This is a genomic window from Vibrio sp. 10N.286.49.C3 (assembly GCF_041469545.1).
Classification (GTDB): domain Bacteria; phylum Pseudomonadota; class Gammaproteobacteria; order Enterobacterales; family Vibrionaceae; genus Vibrio; species Vibrio tasmaniensis_A.
Map to the genome: position 1 here is coordinate 281,008 of NZ_JBFRKT010000008.1, position 15,872 is coordinate 296,879.

General features: G+C 41.6%; 14 protein-coding genes. 8 read left to right on the forward strand and 6 right to left on the reverse strand.

The features are described 5' to 3' along the window. Positions 1-22: 22 nt before the first annotated feature. Positions 23-1,459, reverse strand: a complete 1,437-nt coding sequence (locus AB4180_RS04160) for a glyceraldehyde-3-phosphate dehydrogenase (protein WP_009845680.1) — start codon at positions 1,457-1,459, stop codon at positions 23-25. Between the two features lie 814 nt (positions 1,460-2,273). Here AB4180_RS04160 and AB4180_RS04165 point away from each other — a divergent pair. Next, complete coding sequence (locus AB4180_RS04165) at positions 2,274-4,865, forward strand: ATP-binding protein (RefSeq protein ID WP_102249481.1); 2,592 nt, start codon at positions 2,274-2,276, stop codon at positions 4,863-4,865. A 32-nt stretch (positions 4,866-4,897) separates the two neighbouring features. Here AB4180_RS04165 and AB4180_RS04170 read toward each other — a convergent pair whose 3' ends face one another. The 3 genes from AB4180_RS04170 to AB4180_RS04180 all read right to left on the reverse strand — a co-directional run bounded on the left by AB4180_RS04170 (position 4,898) and on the right by AB4180_RS04180 (position 6,431). Next, complete coding sequence (locus AB4180_RS04170; RefSeq protein WP_009845678.1) at positions 4,898-5,134, reverse strand: hypothetical protein; 237 nt, start codon at positions 5,132-5,134, stop codon at positions 4,898-4,900. A gap of 185 nt (positions 5,135-5,319) precedes the next feature. Further along, entirely contained in the window at positions 5,320-5,946 is a 627-nt protein-coding gene (locus AB4180_RS04175; RefSeq protein WP_102249378.1) for a D-Ala-D-Ala carboxypeptidase family metallohydrolase, read from the reverse strand. A 170-nt stretch (positions 5,947-6,116) separates the two neighbouring features. Next, the gene (locus AB4180_RS04180; protein ID WP_004730049.1) at positions 6,117-6,431 is read right to left on the reverse strand and encodes a DUF496 family protein; all 315 of its coding nucleotides are present in this window, start codon (positions 6,429-6,431) and stop codon (positions 6,117-6,119) included. Between the two features lie 195 nt (positions 6,432-6,626). On the opposite strand from AB4180_RS04180, the gene AB4180_RS04185 reads away from it, so the two are divergent. The 5 genes from AB4180_RS04185 to luxQ all read left to right on the forward strand — a co-directional run bounded on the left by AB4180_RS04185 (position 6,627) and on the right by luxQ (position 11,836). Continuing rightward, complete coding sequence (locus AB4180_RS04185) at positions 6,627-6,827, forward strand: hypothetical protein (protein WP_009845676.1); 201 nt, start codon at positions 6,627-6,629, stop codon at positions 6,825-6,827. Between the two features lie 63 nt (positions 6,828-6,890). Continuing rightward, positions 6,891-7,547, forward strand: coding sequence for a YceH family protein (locus tag AB4180_RS04190; protein ID WP_017100949.1), 657 nt, complete (start codon positions 6,891-6,893; stop codon positions 7,545-7,547). Then, positions 7,548-7,862, forward strand: coding sequence for a GIY-YIG nuclease family protein (locus AB4180_RS04195; protein ID WP_009845674.1), 315 nt, complete (start codon positions 7,548-7,550; stop codon positions 7,860-7,862). Positions 7,863-8,168: 306 nt separating this feature from the next. Then, complete coding sequence (locus tag AB4180_RS04200; protein WP_009845673.1) at positions 8,169-9,263, forward strand: substrate-binding domain-containing protein; 1,095 nt, start codon at positions 8,169-8,171, stop codon at positions 9,261-9,263. Beyond that, positions 9,263-11,836, forward strand: coding sequence for a quorum-sensing autoinducer 2 sensor kinase/phosphatase LuxQ (gene luxQ, locus AB4180_RS04205; RefSeq protein WP_102249377.1), 2,574 nt, complete (start codon positions 9,263-9,265; stop codon positions 11,834-11,836). The genes AB4180_RS04200 and luxQ overlap by 1 nt, the downstream gene beginning before the upstream one ends. A gap of 144 nt (positions 11,837-11,980) precedes the next feature. On the opposite strand, the gene AB4180_RS04210 is transcribed toward luxQ, so the two are convergent. Next, entirely contained in the window at positions 11,981-12,640 is a 660-nt protein-coding gene (locus tag AB4180_RS04210) for a PilZ domain-containing protein (protein ID WP_102249376.1), read from the reverse strand. Between the two features lie 193 nt (positions 12,641-12,833). Here AB4180_RS04210 and AB4180_RS04215 point away from each other — a divergent pair, with 193 nt between their 5' ends. Further along, positions 12,834-13,184 carry a HopJ type III effector protein gene (locus AB4180_RS04215; RefSeq protein WP_102249375.1) on the forward strand — a complete coding sequence of 117 codons (351 nt, stop codon included), beginning with the start codon at positions 12,834-12,836 and terminating at the stop codon, positions 13,182-13,184. Positions 13,185-13,312: 128 nt separating this feature from the next. On the opposite strand, the gene AB4180_RS04220 is transcribed toward AB4180_RS04215, so the two are convergent. Beyond that, the gene (locus AB4180_RS04220) at positions 13,313-13,621 is read right to left on the reverse strand and encodes a DUF1289 domain-containing protein (protein WP_009845670.1); all 309 of its coding nucleotides are present in this window, start codon (positions 13,619-13,621) and stop codon (positions 13,313-13,315) included. A 424-nt stretch (positions 13,622-14,045) separates the two neighbouring features. On the opposite strand from AB4180_RS04220, the gene yegD reads away from it, so the two are divergent. Next, positions 14,046-15,398, forward strand: coding sequence for a molecular chaperone (yegD, locus tag AB4180_RS04225; protein WP_029222890.1), 1,353 nt, complete (start codon positions 14,046-14,048; stop codon positions 15,396-15,398). The last annotated feature ends 474 nt before the right edge of the window (positions 15,399-15,872 follow it).

Genomic DNA, 15,872 nt, shown 5'->3' on the forward strand with positions numbered 1-15,872 from the left:
TTAGTTACAAGATCGAAGTCGTTTAAACTTCAGGGTATGTCTTGTAACGAACACCCATCATCTGTTCCATACAGTGAACAACTTGGCAGCTGTAGCCAAACTCGTTGTCGTACCAAATGTAAAGAACAGCGCGGTTGTCTTGCGCGATAGTTGCAACACCGTCAACCACACCTGGGTGGCGAGAACCAACCAAATCGGTAGATACAATCTCGGTTGAGTCGGTGTAATCAATCTGTGCAGATAAAGTTGAAGATAGCGCCATTTCACGCAGGTATTCGTTCAACTCTTCTTTGTTTGTGCCTTTCTCAAGGTTTAGGTTTGCTACTGCCATTGAAACGTTTGGCGTAGGTACGCGAATCGCATTACCTGTTAGCTTACCTTCCATTTCTGGCATCGCTTTTGATACCGCTTTAGCAGCACCAGTCGATGTCAGTACCATATTCAATGAAGCAGCACGACCACGACGATCACCTGAGTGGAAGTTATCGATTAGGTTTTGGTCATTGGTAAATGAGTGAACCGTTTCGATGTGACCTGATAGGACACCAAACTTGTCGTGAACCGCTTTTAATACTGGCGTAATCGCGTTGGTTGTACAGCTTGCAGCAGAGATGATGGTGTCTTCTGGTTGAATGTCATTTTGGTTTACACCAAATACAACGTTCTTGATTTCACCTTTGCCTGGCGCAGTCAGTAGAACCTTCTTTGCGCCATTACACGCAACGTGTTGGCTTAGGCCTTCAGCGTCACGCCACACACCTGTGTTATCAACCACAAGTGCATTCTCGATACCGTAAGATGTGTAATCCACTTCTGCTGGCTTGTTTGCGTAGATAACTTGGATGAAGTTACCGTTAACGATGATCGCTTTACGTTCTTGGTCTACAACAATGCTGCCGTTGAATTGGCCATGAACAGAGTCACGACGTAGCAAGCTTGCACGTTTTTCTAAGTCACCATCTTTGCCGCCACGAACAACAATTGCACGTAAACGCAGTGGGTAACCTGGGCCACTTTTCTCGATCAATAGACGAGTAAGCAAGCGGCCAATACGACCAAAACCGTACAATACAACATCGCGAGGTTCTGTCATCGCCTCGCCTTCAAGCGATTCTAAAAGTGCAGTTTGTAGGAAATCATCCAACCCGTGTGTGTCTTCGCGATCTTGCCAGAATGTATGAGCAAGGCGACCAACATCGATACGACATGGAGACAAGTCCATAGAGAGAAGGTGTTGAATGATGGGTTGAGTCTGTTCTGCGGTAAGCGGAGAACCTGTGTAACGTTTTGCGATGCGGTGAGCTTTGATGATGTCGATAGTTGTTGCGTTAACCAGTGTTTTACCGAAGAGGATAACTTCAACGCCTTTTTGGCGATACAACTGACCTAAAGTAGGAGCGATTGATTCAGCAATAGTTTGACTAGTTTGCCAGTCTAGGAGGTGCTTTTCGGGACTCATCTTTACTCGGGACCTTTCACGTTAATGTCTGCAATCATAGCGAATGTAGGGTAGCCATGAGTGCATGGGGGAGTTGAGCTATCTAAGCTTTGGTGGTCTTTAACGCCACTTAAATTTGCTTGATATGCCTTGTGTGTAATTTGTAATTTTTATGTGGCAGGATTGTAAGGTACGACGAGTTATTCTGCTAGGAAAAATAAATGCAGATTAATTGTCTGAAAATTGGCTTTTAATTGGTCATAAATCAAGATTTTAGTGTCAAGAAAGGCTATTGACTTTAACAGTCTGTAGTACTTAATTTTCGCCAAAAAATACTCAGATCAAAACATAATGTGTAATAAAGGGAATTGCGATCATTAAAGATGTGATCATTAGCACTAGTTACACTTAAAAAGTAAACGACAGATAAGGTATTCAGCGAGTTTTCTTGTTCGACTTTTGAATAAGCTGAGTTTGAGTACAGAAAGTTAGTGACGCAAACGATTAGATCTCACAAATTTGACTTAACTTTGGTGTTTATTGGTTTCTAGAGCAGTGACTTGCGGTCATCTAGAGGCATAACCTTATCCTTTCACTTGTTTAAAATAGACCTTCCTCTTTAAATCCTGTATGTGGATAACGACTGACGCCAATTCCCTATGATTAGCTCATAATGTCATTTGTTCATATTCAATTTGATCAATAACTCCTGTTAATGTCCTATTCTTATATTGAGCTAGGTAAAAATACTATCGGGAAAGGAGTCGTTATAAAAATGATAAATATGTCAATTAGATGGCGTCTTATTTTTCTTTCAACAGTTTCTGTATTCATCATGTTTGGGTTTACAGTCAATGAAGTGCTCAAGAACGATAAGAAGATGAATCACCTTGAAGTAACGCGAATTAAGGTGGAAGCACTTCAATCTTTTAATGCTGTTTCAAGTGGTGCTTATCAATGGTTAGTGCTGTCTAAAGACTCGCCAGAGAAAGGTCCGTTGTTTTTAGAGCTGCAAGTGGAAGTGGATAGGCTTGCTCATTACGAAATACAACTTCAACAGTTCGACAACAGTTGGACTGTCGAGCCGCAGTTGATTGAGTTAAAGAGTGTGTTAAAGAAGCTCGCGCGGGTAACCACTAGTATTGACAGCGACGCATCACAGATTACTGTCAGCAACGCACAGCAAACAGAACGAGCCTTTGACCTGTTAAAAGGCGTGTTAATGGAGCTGTCTGAATATCGTGCCAATATAGTGGACGAAAAGATCAGCCAAACAGATACGATGTTTATCAATCTTACTCACTACGTGTTCTGGACTCAGCGAGAAGCGTGGCTGAGTTACCGCTTGTATCGTTCTCCAGAGCTGATTGATCAATATTTATTGAGCTATGTTGGTGCTTTAGAAAGGCAACAACAGCTGTTAGATACGTTTTTACGATCAGACAGCCACTCGCTGGAAATTAGCAAACTGTTAAACATGTTCTCCCAAGATGAATTTCAAGACCGATTTACGGCGCGGCTTCTCAAAGGTGACTTCTCGACACCTGAAATATATGAACATGTGGAAAGTTTAGAGCGAAAGAAGCTGGCGATCTCAAAGGCGGTTGGTGCTTATACCGATCAATTAAAGTTTGATTTGACAAAAAATATAGCGCTACAGAAAAGGCAAACGGCGGTTATGACATTGCTTATCCTTGTTGTTTCAGGTGCTTTGTTATGGCTTGGTGTCGCGACATCTTTGCGCTTAAATAGAAACTTATCGATTATCGTGAAAGGGGTGTCTGAATGCGCGGATAGTTACGGCAAGCCTAAGGTGATTCATATTCAAGGTAACGATGAACTTGCCGAGTTTACTGAAACCCTCAATCGAGTGATGGAACGTAACTATCATCACAACAAAGAGCTGATAATAGCAAAAGAAGATGCAATTTCGGCTAACAAGGCCAAGAGTGCATTTTTAGCAAACATGTCTCATGAAATACGTACGCCGCTTAATGGAATTATAGGTATGGCGGAAATTTTATCTCAGAGTCAACTGAGTGCTAACCAACAAGAGGTACTTGAGGATATCGAGTCGTCTTCACATTCGTTGTTGGTGTTACTCAATGACATTCTCGATCTTTCTAAGATAGAGTCGGGTAACTTAATGTTGTCGCCGCATAATGCCGATTTGCGAGAAGCGGTTTACGACTCTGTGAGCGTAATTTTGTCGAAAGCGATCAGTAAAGACATTGAACTCGATATCAACATTGATGCTCAAACCCCAACACAGCTGTTTTTCGATGAGTATCGTGTTCGACAAGTGCTAACCAATTTGCTGTCTAATGCTATTAAATTTACCTCAAAAGGCACGATTACAACGGATATTGCTTATACACCGATGTCTTTGGGGCGAGGTAAGCTTGAATGCAGTGTGTCTGATACCGGGATTGGGATTGAGCCAGAGAAGCTAGAGTCCATTTTTGAACCTTTCACTCAAGAAGATGGCAGTATTACTCGCCAATTCGGCGGTACAGGGCTAGGGCTTGCGATTTGTCGGCAGCTTGTTGACTTGATGGGCGGCTATATTACCGCACGCTCAGTGAAAGGAGGAGGCTCTACATTCACCTTTTGTTTGTACGTAGACACGGTCGAGGCTCACGCTCAAACGTTCGATAACCTAAGCCGTGCGACAATTATTTCTAATTCTTTCAATTACCTCGATCAATTGGTCAAAGAGTGCGAGCGCTTAAATGTTCGACCTAATGTTGTGTCATCCATTTCGGATCTTGGTGAGAGCCTGAAAGAAAGTGACTTGGTGCTTTATTGTCACACGCTGCATCACTCTATGAGGAAAGATCTTGAGGCGTTAAAGGCGTTGTATCCGCTGACTCGCGTTATTGTGTGCCAGCATCACCTATTTAAAACCAATCTAATCACAGAAACGGTTCACTCGACTCATACATTACCATTTTTGGGTAGACGCTTCTTAAACAGCCTACGATCGCTTGATGCTGGTGAAGTACAAACACCGACTGTGGAAGTAAAAGATGAAGAAGTTCGTTCTCTGAATCGACGTATTCTGATTGTTGAAGACAACCTGATGAATCAGAAGATAGCGAGCTTCTTCCTTGAGCAAGCGGGCTATGAATATTTGATTGCCAGCAATGGCCAAGAGGCGGTCGATGTCATCACCCAGGGCGCTCAGTTTGATGCCATTCTAATGGACTGCATGATGCCAGTTATGGATGGTATAACGGCGACTCGTGTGATTCGAGAGTGGGAGACAGATCAACAAACCCCACCACTACCCATTATTGCTTTAACCGCTAGTGTCTTAGAAGAGGACATCAAAAATTGCTTTGAAGCAGGCATGAACGCCTACTTGCCGAAACCTTATAAATCCCACCAACTGTATGATCTTTTCAGTAGCCTTGATATTGTCTAATGGTTCCAGTATCAAGGCTAGCGCTGTGTGATTTAGCGTACTTCTTGCCCAAGGCTGTATTGTGCAACGCAGCGGCCTACGTAGCTGATTTTTAGTAACCCGGCCACTAATATGGTGCTGATGTGTGCGAAAATTTGAATGGGTAGTGAGAAGTAATCGGCCATCGGATAAGCAACAATAATACTGAGTAGCATTAGCAAGGCGGTGATCGCTAAACTGAAATTTGAAACAGAAAGTAGAGTTTGAAAGCGTTGAGTCATCGTCTTCATATTGAATTCCTAATTCCTAATTCCTAATTCCTAATTGCTATTAATAATTATGATACTTGTTATCAATAGCAATTAGCGTTCCAGTTGTATTTTTATTATTAAATCAATGGTTTAATTTTATTGTTTCTATTCCTGAGTCACAATGACTCCATTGCTTAGTGTGTCTTTGTGACCTATTCGTGTTCTTACCACTGTCTGAATCCACAAGTATCGATGTGGAATCGAACACCAGAATATAAACCCAGTCCAACGTTATTCTTTTGCCCAAATTCAGCATGAATCTTTTTAAGCTTCACGTGTAGGTTTTCGCGAGTAATATCATTAGCAGGCACTAAGTCTAAAGCGCAGAACTCTAAGTGTTTACTTCGCAGTGCGCCACCCGCTTGCTGATTGTAGATATCGGTTCTTTCTCCAGACACAGGAATTACAACGCCAATCTCAGGCTCAATATATTGTTGAATGTACTTAAGGGTATTAATCATTTTTGGTACATGCTTTTTATTGGGTAGGGTAAACAGAGTGGTGTTGCTCATTGCCCAGTCGGTGCCTTGCAACAAGACTAAGTGCAGAGGCATGCTTTGGGTGATGCCGTTATCTTTGAGTTGCTGTCCGATCGCCTTGACTTGATCTTGGGCGTGGTTAAGGAGCATCCAACCTCGAAATGCTGATCTCGTGGGAACCTTGTAGCCATGAACATCGACCACGAGGTCGTCATAAGTGATTTCGGTTTCTTCGGTATAAAGTTTCTCAAATTTTTCAGGGTAAGGTTGCGTTGTTGATAGTGCCAAGGTAATCAGAATACTTCCGTACATAAAGTCTCTCCATCGCTTAAGTTCGCCTAGTTATTAACGTTCACCTAGTTACTTACGTACACTAAGGATATTACGTTCGATTAAGTATAGACGCCGGAATTTAGGCACAAAAAAACCCACTACAAAGAGTGGGTTACTAACATTGTTACAAGTAAATTCTTTAGGTTAGATTACTTCTTACCTTGAGTTTGCTTGTCTTCTTCTGTTAGTTCACGAATACGACGGCTGATGTCGCGACGAGCTTTAGAGATCTCTGCACTCTTGATGATGTGATCATCAACGCGGTCTTCGTAGTCAGCTTTCATGTTTTTGATAATGCCTAGGATCTCGTCGTGAGTCATCTCTGGCTTGATGTAATCAAGTAGGTTATCAAGAAGGTCGACACGCTTGCGGTTGTCACGAACTTTCTTTTCGTTGTCTAAAAGTTCACGCTTAAGTTTGTTCTTACGTCGTGCTTGGTTAACAATTTCAAATACGCTGCTCATAGATTCCTTTTCCTAATCGTCAAATACGTTGTCTGGTTCTGATTAAAGCACATCAATTGATGATGTAACAGTATTTAGATCAAAGCAAAAGTAAGGTTGTTTAATTATTCGTCACTCTCTCTAACGTACGATTGTTTTTATCTTACCGTTCAAGTTAGTATCCCATTTAGATACTGCATTGATACGACATGTGAAATGAATCAACAACAATTGGAAACAGAAGATTTGGGCGACGATGTCGTTGAATCTTCGGCAGAACAAAATAAGCTTCGTGATGCGTATGTACAAGAGCGCACTAATTTGGAAGTCGTGGAAATAGAGCTAAATCGTTCTAAGATCATAATGATTGATGAACAAGGCAGAAAGAAACGAGTACCGATTTTGTCTGAGCATTAGCCATAACTGGCTGCATTGTTAAATGTTGAGATGGAATTATCAAAATAATAAAAAGGAAAAACGATGAACACAGTACTTTCCCCAATTGAAGCGAGAATTATCGGTTGTTTGATCGAGAAAGAAGTGACTACTCCAGATCATTACCCACTGACACTAAATAGTTTAACAACGGCTTGTAATCAAAAGAGTAACCGTGAACCTGTGCTCTCTCTGTCTGAGTCAGACGTTTTAGATGCGGTTGATGGTTTGATCGGACGTCGTATGGTGAGCGATGAAAGCAGCTTCAACAGCCGAGTTAATAAGTATCAGCACCGTTTCTGCAACACTGAATTTGGTGATCTGCAATTTACAGAGCAAGAGCGTGCAATCATCTGCTGCATGCTGCTTCGTGGGGCCCAAACCCCGGGTGAGCTTCGTACTCGAACTGGTCGTCTTGCAAACTTTAGCGATGTGAAAGAGGTTGAATCAATACTCGAAAAACTCGCGGCAAGAGAAGCGGGTGCGTTAGTCGTGAAGTTACCACGAGAAGCGGGTAAACGAGAATCACGCTACCAACACTTACTGAGCGGCGAAGTAGACATTGAAGCGTTTGCGACGGCATCAGTAAGCGCTGTTTCATCATCTGCATCCAGTGAAAAGTTTGAAGAACTTGAATCAGAAGTCGCGAGCCTACGTGAAGAAGTGGCAGAGCTTAAGGCTCTGGTTGAATCACTGCTTTAAATGTCGGAATCTGACAAAAATGCGGATTGGGTCGTGTATTTGATCCGCAATCGACACAATGCTCTTTATTGTGGAGTGACGAATAACTTAGAACGTCGATTCGAACAACATCAAACGGGCAAAGGTGCAAAAGCCTTAAAAGGTAAAGGCCCACTTAAGTTGGTTTGGAGTATTGGTGTTGGGTCAAAAAGTGAGGCGTTAAAAACCGAATACGCGATCAAACAATTACCCAAATCTCGTAAGGAAAAATTAGTATCACTCAAACTAATCATTGAGTGGCAACAAGACAAAATTCAGTATATTCCAGTATCGTAACTCATCGTTAGAATTCTAATTCTCGGCCGAATGTTAGTCGCGTGAATTGTTGCAAGGAGATCTTTTAAGTTATTGATTAAATAGTGGTATTTTTGTTTTTAATTGAGTTGTTTTTATCTTAGGACTCATTAATCTTAATCTCCATTCCAAATTTACACACTGCACATTTAGAATGACATTCCAATTAGTATTAGACGCTATCATTTATCCTCGTTGTCCTACATAATATCCTTCAGCCATACAAAGAGATGGTGTCATGCTAGGTTAAAAAATGAGCCAAAGTAGCTCATATAAAACGAGAAAAATATGAAACGTTTACTTATATTATTGGGGGTTGCCGTGTTTTCTGCGTCTGCTCTCTCCCACGGTACCCACGTGCTGAATGGCTATTGGGAATATCAGGATTACCTCACTAAATTTCCAGAGCAAAAAGCATTGACCGATAAAATGGTTGAAGCTGTGCAAAATCCCCCTGTGCCATTGAGGCAAGTTCAGGATGAACCTATCACGATTTCAGTTGTGTACCCGGGGCAACAGATCTCTGATTATTGGGTTCGTAATATCCAAGCCTTTGAGAAACGCCTAGATAAATTGAGAATTAATTATCAAATAAATCAGGTTTTTACTCGTGATAATGCTAACCCCTCTCAGCAGAGTATCTCTTTGCAAGAAGCGATTGAAAATAAAACGGATTATTTGATTTTTACGTTAGAGACGACGCGGCACCGTAAGTTTATTGAGCATGTGTTGAGCTCAACGGACACCAAATTGATTTTGCAAAATATTACCACGCCAGTACGCGCTTGGGCAGATAGGCAGCCGTTCATGTACGTGGGTTTCGACCATATGACAGGTAGCTTAAAGCTGGCGGATTATTTCAAACAAGTGAGTGAACCGGACAGCAAGTATTCTGTGTTATATCGTTCTGAAGGTTATATTAGTGATGCTCGTGGAGATACCTTTATCCATGATGTGAATTCTGATACTAACTTTGCTCTTAAGTCGTCGTTTTACACAAAATCAAGTAAAGAGAGCGGTTACCAAGCAGCTAAAATCAGCCTAGCTAACGATAAGGATCTAAACTTTATTTATGCATGCTCAACGGATGTTGCTCTGGGCGCAGCAGAAGCTATTCGAGAATCTGGTCGAGATGTCTTAGTTAATGGCTGGGGAGGCGGCTCTGCAGAATTGGAAGCTATAGCAAGGGGCGACTTAGATGTTACGGTCATGCGCATGAATGATGATACGGGTATTGCGATGGCAGAGGCAATTAAATGGGATCTTACCGGGTTGGAAGTTCCTACCGTTTATTCAGGTGAGTTTGAAATTGTGACTAAAGAGGATTCTCCAGATCGTATTTTAGAACTTAAGCAGCGAGCATTTAGGTACTCAGACCAATAATGAAAAAAAGCTACGCCATTACACCAAAGAACACTTTAGCCAAATTAATTACGCGTATCATTATTTTAGTGATTGGCGTGATGGCGCTTGGCGTGCTTATTCATAACTACGAAACAAGCAGTAGGATCGTTAAGCAAGAGACGAATAGAACGGTTAAGCAAACTTCTAGCTTGATCCAAAACATGTTCGATTATCGATTGTCAGTGCTGCAAATCCATCAAGACAGTAGCTCACACAGTGAAACTTTAAGGGAGTATTTTGATACCAACAATGAAGAGGCTCTGAGCTACTTTTTTTATGGTGTTGACCAACGTGAGCCTGATCATGCTCCTGATTTGCGTTTTGTTTCAACTTATAATGGTTTAGCTTGGGAAGATGGCAATGGGCAGTTCTATGGTTTGGATGAATCTAGTTTAAAACATATATCTGATGAGGTCGCTTTTAGCAGTAACTGGCACTTCATTCAGCTGACTACGGATATCGGTAAGCGTCATTTGTTGGCTCGGCGAACCCCTATTGTTGATAACAAAACCGGTGAAGTTCTAGGGCAGCTTTATGTCGCTATTGTGCTCGACAACAATTTTTCATTGGCTGAATCTATCCAGCAAGGCAGCAATTGCGAAAATATCGTTATTGAAGCGCATGGTACTCCGGTGACATCGACATTCAGTGGCGATGAAAGCTATACGATAAAAGACGTCCTCAGCTATGAAATGTACGAGCAGCTACCTCGTCATTTCGTCACTATTGCAACCATTAAGATCAATGCTGTTGAAACCCCCCTAACCATTCGCGCGATCCAGAAAAACACTAACCTCATTGCACTCGAAGATAATTATGAACGTACCATCATTGTTATGATTGTGGTGATCATCATCATGTCTTTCCTTGCGCGATCTTGGATTCAAAGAAGAGTCGCGGCAGAACTTGATAAGTTAATGGAATTCACTCGTTCTGCAAGTGGTAATGAAGAGTTCAGCAAGTTTGATGGTTCAAATATTTTCGAATTTCACCACATTGGCTGCACGTTGGAAGATACTTTTGAGCGCTTATCTGAGCAACACCAAAAATTTCAAGATCTGTTTAATTTTGCGCATTCTCCAATTTTGGTTTGGTCCGAAAAAGGTGACTTAATTCAGATGAACCCAGCGGCTCGTATGGCGCTATTTGATGAAGATGATAACTATGGTGCAATGGCTCGAGAGTTTGAGCTCCGTATGTTGCCGAATATCCAGATGGTGGTTCAAGGCTCTAAACTAACGGGCATTAACGTGCCAATCGGCGAGAAGGTTTTTCGCTGGAACATGTCTGCAATCCGAGTTGAACACGGCATTACCGGTGTGGTGGTGCAAGGTCAAGATATTACTAAACTTATAGAAGCAGAAAGACAGGCAGATCGAGCGCGTGAAGAGGCAGAGCATCTTGCCAGTGTGCGTGCAGACTTCCTCGCTAAAATGAGTCACGAAATTCGTACGCCACTGAATGGTATCCTCGGTGTTTCTCAGTTGCTTAAACGTTCAATACACAGTGAAGATAACCGTGATCAGGTTGATGTACTTTGCCATAGTGCAGAACATCTACTGGCGGTACTAAACGATATTTTGGACTTCTCTAAGATAGAGCAGGGACAATTCAATATTCAGAAGAAAGATTTCCTTCTAGGAGAGTTGGTTAACACCTTAGATAGCATCTATCGCCCACTTTGTGAGGATAAATCCGTCGAGTTCACCATTGTGAATCACTTGGTTGATGACATCAAAATACACACCGACCAGGTTCGCTTGAACCAGATCATGTTTAATTTACTGAGCAATGCCCTTAAGTTCACTCATCAAGGCAGTATTTCCGTCAGTTTTGAAATCGAAAGTATCTTGAATACTGATTACGCTAGCTTGATTGTTCGAGTAAAAGACAGTGGCATCGGTATTGATGAGAGTAAGATCGATGCTATTTTTGAACCTTTTGTTCAAGCAGAAGAAACGACGACTCGGGAGTATGGCGGTTCAGGACTTGGGCTTACGATTGTAAAGAACCTTGTCGATATGCTGGAGGGAGACATTCAAGTCCGAAGCGTTAAAGATCAGGGGTCTGAGTTCATTATAGAAATCCCAGTGGAGTTACACTCCAAGCCTCTGTTAGCCGACGTTAAGAAACAAGCCGACATGGAGCCTGAGGCGTTGTTTAGTCGTTCGTTGAAAGTGCTGCTAGTGGAAGATAATCACACTAACGCCTTTATCGCACAGGCATTTTGCAAAAAGTATGGGATGGTGGTTACTTGGGCAAAAGGTGGCTTGGAAGCGATAGAGCTAGCAAAAAACACGGTTTACGATCTTATCTTAATGGATAATCAACTCCCTAATCTGGGTGGAATTGAAACCACTCAGCAACTAAGAGAGCAAATTGGCGTAACAGCTCCGATTTATGCGTGTACTGCCGATGCTCAAGAGTCAACAAGAGAAAGGTTCATGGCTGCTGGAGCAAATTATGTGATCGTAAAACCGATAAAAGAAGCGTCGTTGCACAAAGCTTTTGTTCATTTCAAACAATTGTACTGGGATGATACTCAGCATTAAGCTGAAGATTAAATGGTGCTCTTTAACTGGTTGTAAATGGCGTTATCTAATTGATAAAATTGAATAAGTTTACGGATTTCGAGCTGAGTAAGAGCTCTTTTTGTATCTGTATTCCCTTTAGCTTGTATTCCTGTTAGCGTGTATTTAGATAGAGCCAGTGACAAAAGCTTGTTCCAACAGAAGCGTTTTCAACTCATCACTCATATCTAGCTGTTGAGGAAACTGAATGCCTAATAGCCAGCCTTGTTTTTGCCTTTTCTTACTCACCACTGTGTAAACCAGATTGTCATCCAAATATTCATTTACATTGGAATTTACTTTTATCTTCCAACCCACATCTATATCTGACTGTTGAGTAAGATAGATACCGCAGCCTGAAGCTGAAAAATCAACCAGAGTGGCGTCTAGTGATAGAGTATCAACAGTGACTTCACAGCTGAGACGCATCTTATACCTTTCATGTTCACGGATAGGTTTGTTCGCAAAGCTTGAGGGAGGGCGAAGGAAGATAAGGTGTGCTGGCGAGGTGATGTGGGCCAGTACAGTCGTCTTAAACGCGACAATGTGTCCAAGTTCAGTATCGGTAATAGCACGAACAATAATATCAACGTTGATGAGCTTTCTTAGCGTTAGTGCTTCGGTCGCTTTTTTTGAAAGTTCAAGTATAAGGTACTGATTTTCTTTGTGTCCGATATAAAGTGTGCTTATCTGGATTGAGTCATCTAGGCCAAACTCCAATACACCTACTGTTTTTGTACCTGGTTTAAGGTATCTGAACAGTTCTAACCTTCTGTCTTTATGCATATTCGTTACTAAACAATATTGACCGTTTGATAAAATAATATAACGCTCTGATAAAACTATGTCATTAGTTTCATTGAAGTAATTAGTCATGGACGTCAAAAAAATGAATAACGGATTCAAGTAAACAACGGCTTACTCTTGCTGAAAAACAAGATACACTGCTTCAGATATGTACTTGATGGAGAAATATTAAATGGAACTGCAAACCTTATTGAATACTCTGGCTGATGCCCCAGAAGGCGTGCAATTTGAAGATACAATACAAGTGATAGAAGCTCATTATGATTTTGCTGAGAGTGAATTTCGTAATGGCGATGTAGTGAATGCCGCTGGGCAGAATAATGGTTCGTGTAAGATTTTTGCTTTTGGTTTAGAGCAAGGTCTATCTCCCGAGCAAACACTCGCTTGTTTTGGCCAATTTTATCGTAATGACGTATTAGGTTTCCCCGAGAACACTGACCATCAAAATATTCGTAACTTCATGACTCATGGCTGGAGCGGTATACAATTTTCTCAGCCTGCGCTGATTGCAAAATCGAAGTAACCACTAACTAGATAACTATTAGTAAGTAGTAGGTCGAAACTTAATGTCGTATCTTGAAGCGAGAGAACAACCTCTCGCTTTTTTGTATATGATGAACCGGCTCGCAAACTCTTGACTAGGTTCGTAAGCTACTGAATAGGCAAGGCAGACAGGCATTTACGGCACATGCAAGCACCAGTTTTTGGAATATTGCTAGTATCACGCTTCTCTAACTCAAAGCACCAACACGTCTCTTTACCCGCACTAATATCGCATTGAGCTGGCTCATGACACTGCGGACATTGGTGAGTCGAACTCTCGCCACTAAGGTTATCCATGACTGACGTTCGTTCGTCTTCAGATAAGCCTTTCCAACCTATAATTTCATCCATTGTTCGAAAGCAGCCACTGCACATTCCGCCATTATTTTTACAAGCCGCTCGGCAAGGTGTTTTCATCTATCTAACCCATGATTCATTTGGGCTGAAATGTAGCATATTTGTTTCCTTTTTAAGAGTCATCAAACCAAAAACACAAGGGTCTGTTGATCTTTCGAGCTGATTTTTGCAGCACTTTGTGGGAAATTTCTACAAGGCAGAGGCTTTGAAGTGTAGCTAGCCTACATGAGAAGCCGATAACACAGTAGAAATGAACCACAAAGGCTGCCCGAAGGGTTCGGTTAGAATCGTTTTATACTTTGTTAAGATGTATTTACTTAGAATGACTAGGCTACATACATCTTGCCGCGCCTAAAACGATTCTATCTCGAACAAAAATTTAACCACGAAAGGTCAACAGACCCTAAGTAAAATCGACAAATGACCTCGTAATTTAAAGGCTTTTCATGTAGCATCTCGACCCTTTTGTTGAGTGGGGGATATTATGTTTATTGGATTTGATTATGGAACAGCGAACTGTTCTGTCGCGGCGATGGTTGATGGAGAACCAAGCCTGTTACCATTGGAAGGTAGCAACCATTATATTCCCTCAACTGTATTTGCACCTACTCGTGAGAGCGTTTCTGAGCACCTATTTCGCCATTTGAATATCAAACCGAGTGATGCGATTGGTGACCAGGTGTTGCGACGTGCTATCGCTCTGAACCGAGAAGAGAGTATCGACCTAGTGCCAGAAGACATGGCATTTGGTCAGGCTGCATTGGACCTCTATTTGGAAGACCCTCGTGACGTTTATTACGTTAAGTCCCCTAAGTCTTTCCTTGGTGCCAGTGGATTACATGATGTCCAGGTGAGTTTCTTCGAAGATTTAGTGTGTGCCATGATGGCGAATATCAAGCATCAAGCTGAAATTACGACTCAAGAGCCGATCAAACAAGCTGTTATTGGCCGACCAATTAACTTCCACGGTCGTGGTGGTGAAGAAGCAAACCGACAAGCCGAAGATATACTCTCACGTGCAGCCAAACGTGCAGGTTTCCTTGATATAGCCTTTCAATTTGAACCGGTCGCTGCAGGCCTTGATTACGAAAGTACTCTGACTGAAAACCAAACGGTATTGGTTGTCGATATTGGTGGTGGTACCACTGATTGCTCATTGTTAGAAATGGGGCCAAGTTGGTCTGGTAAAGCGAACCGCACCCAAAGCTTGTTAGCACACAGTGGACAAAGGGTAGGGGGTAATGATCTTGATATTTACCTTGCCTTCAAACAATTGATGTCACCTTTCGGTATGGGTAGTAAGGGTATTTCGGGTATCGATATGCCGTTGACTCAATTCTGGAATCCAATTGCGATAAACAATGTAGAAGCTCAAAAAAACTTCTATTCAAGGGAAAACCTAGCCGCGTTAAAGTTACTTCGTAAAGAAGCTTCAGAGCCTCAAAAGTTAGACCGTTTAATGAAGGTCTATCACGATACTTTAGGTTACAGCATTGTGCGTCGGGCGGAAGAAGCCAAGATTGCATTGGCAGAATCCTCCCAATATCGAACAGCAATCAATGTTGCATCAGATCTGATTGAAGTGGATATCTCCGTTGAGCAGATGATTGAAGCGATTGAAACGCCAAAATCTAAGATGATTGAATTGGTCAAAGAAGCGATTCAACAAGGTCAAAAAAAGCCAGATGTCATCTATATGACGGGTGGTTCAGCCCGTTCTCCTATTCTTCGAGAAGCAGTACAACAAGCCGTACCGAATGTGCCAATTGTGAGTGGTAACTATTTTGGTTCCGTAACCTCAGGCCTAGCACGTTGGGCTGAGGTTTGCTTCAAATAAGAATGTACTAACTTGTTATTAGGGCAACCAGTCACGGATTGGTTGCCCTTTTTTTTGTATTTTCTCTAGTGAACTTTCAATAAAGCAATAGCCAATAATTAATAAAGCAACTTATCCTAGTTCAAATTGGGAATTGTTTCACAAGGCTAAATATTTCAGTACGGCTCATTATGTTACAGGGTGTTTCTAAGTTAATGGTATGTCGCAGAATGGTCTGGAAAGTCGTTTGTAGCTTAAGTGTCTAATGCTGTTTTTATGATTGGAAAATCAAAAAATCAAAGGTTTTTATATCAAAGAATACCAAAAATTAGCTTGAGGTTTGTTTTTAATTCTTTGTTTTTAATGGTATTTTTTGTTTTTATAGCACGATTTTTTTTATTTTATATATTTTAATGCAACTTTTTTGTCAGTCGTATATTAGTGTTTTCCCACTTGTTAAATGCAGGTAACAACCTCTTCGTAAGTACGAGGTTG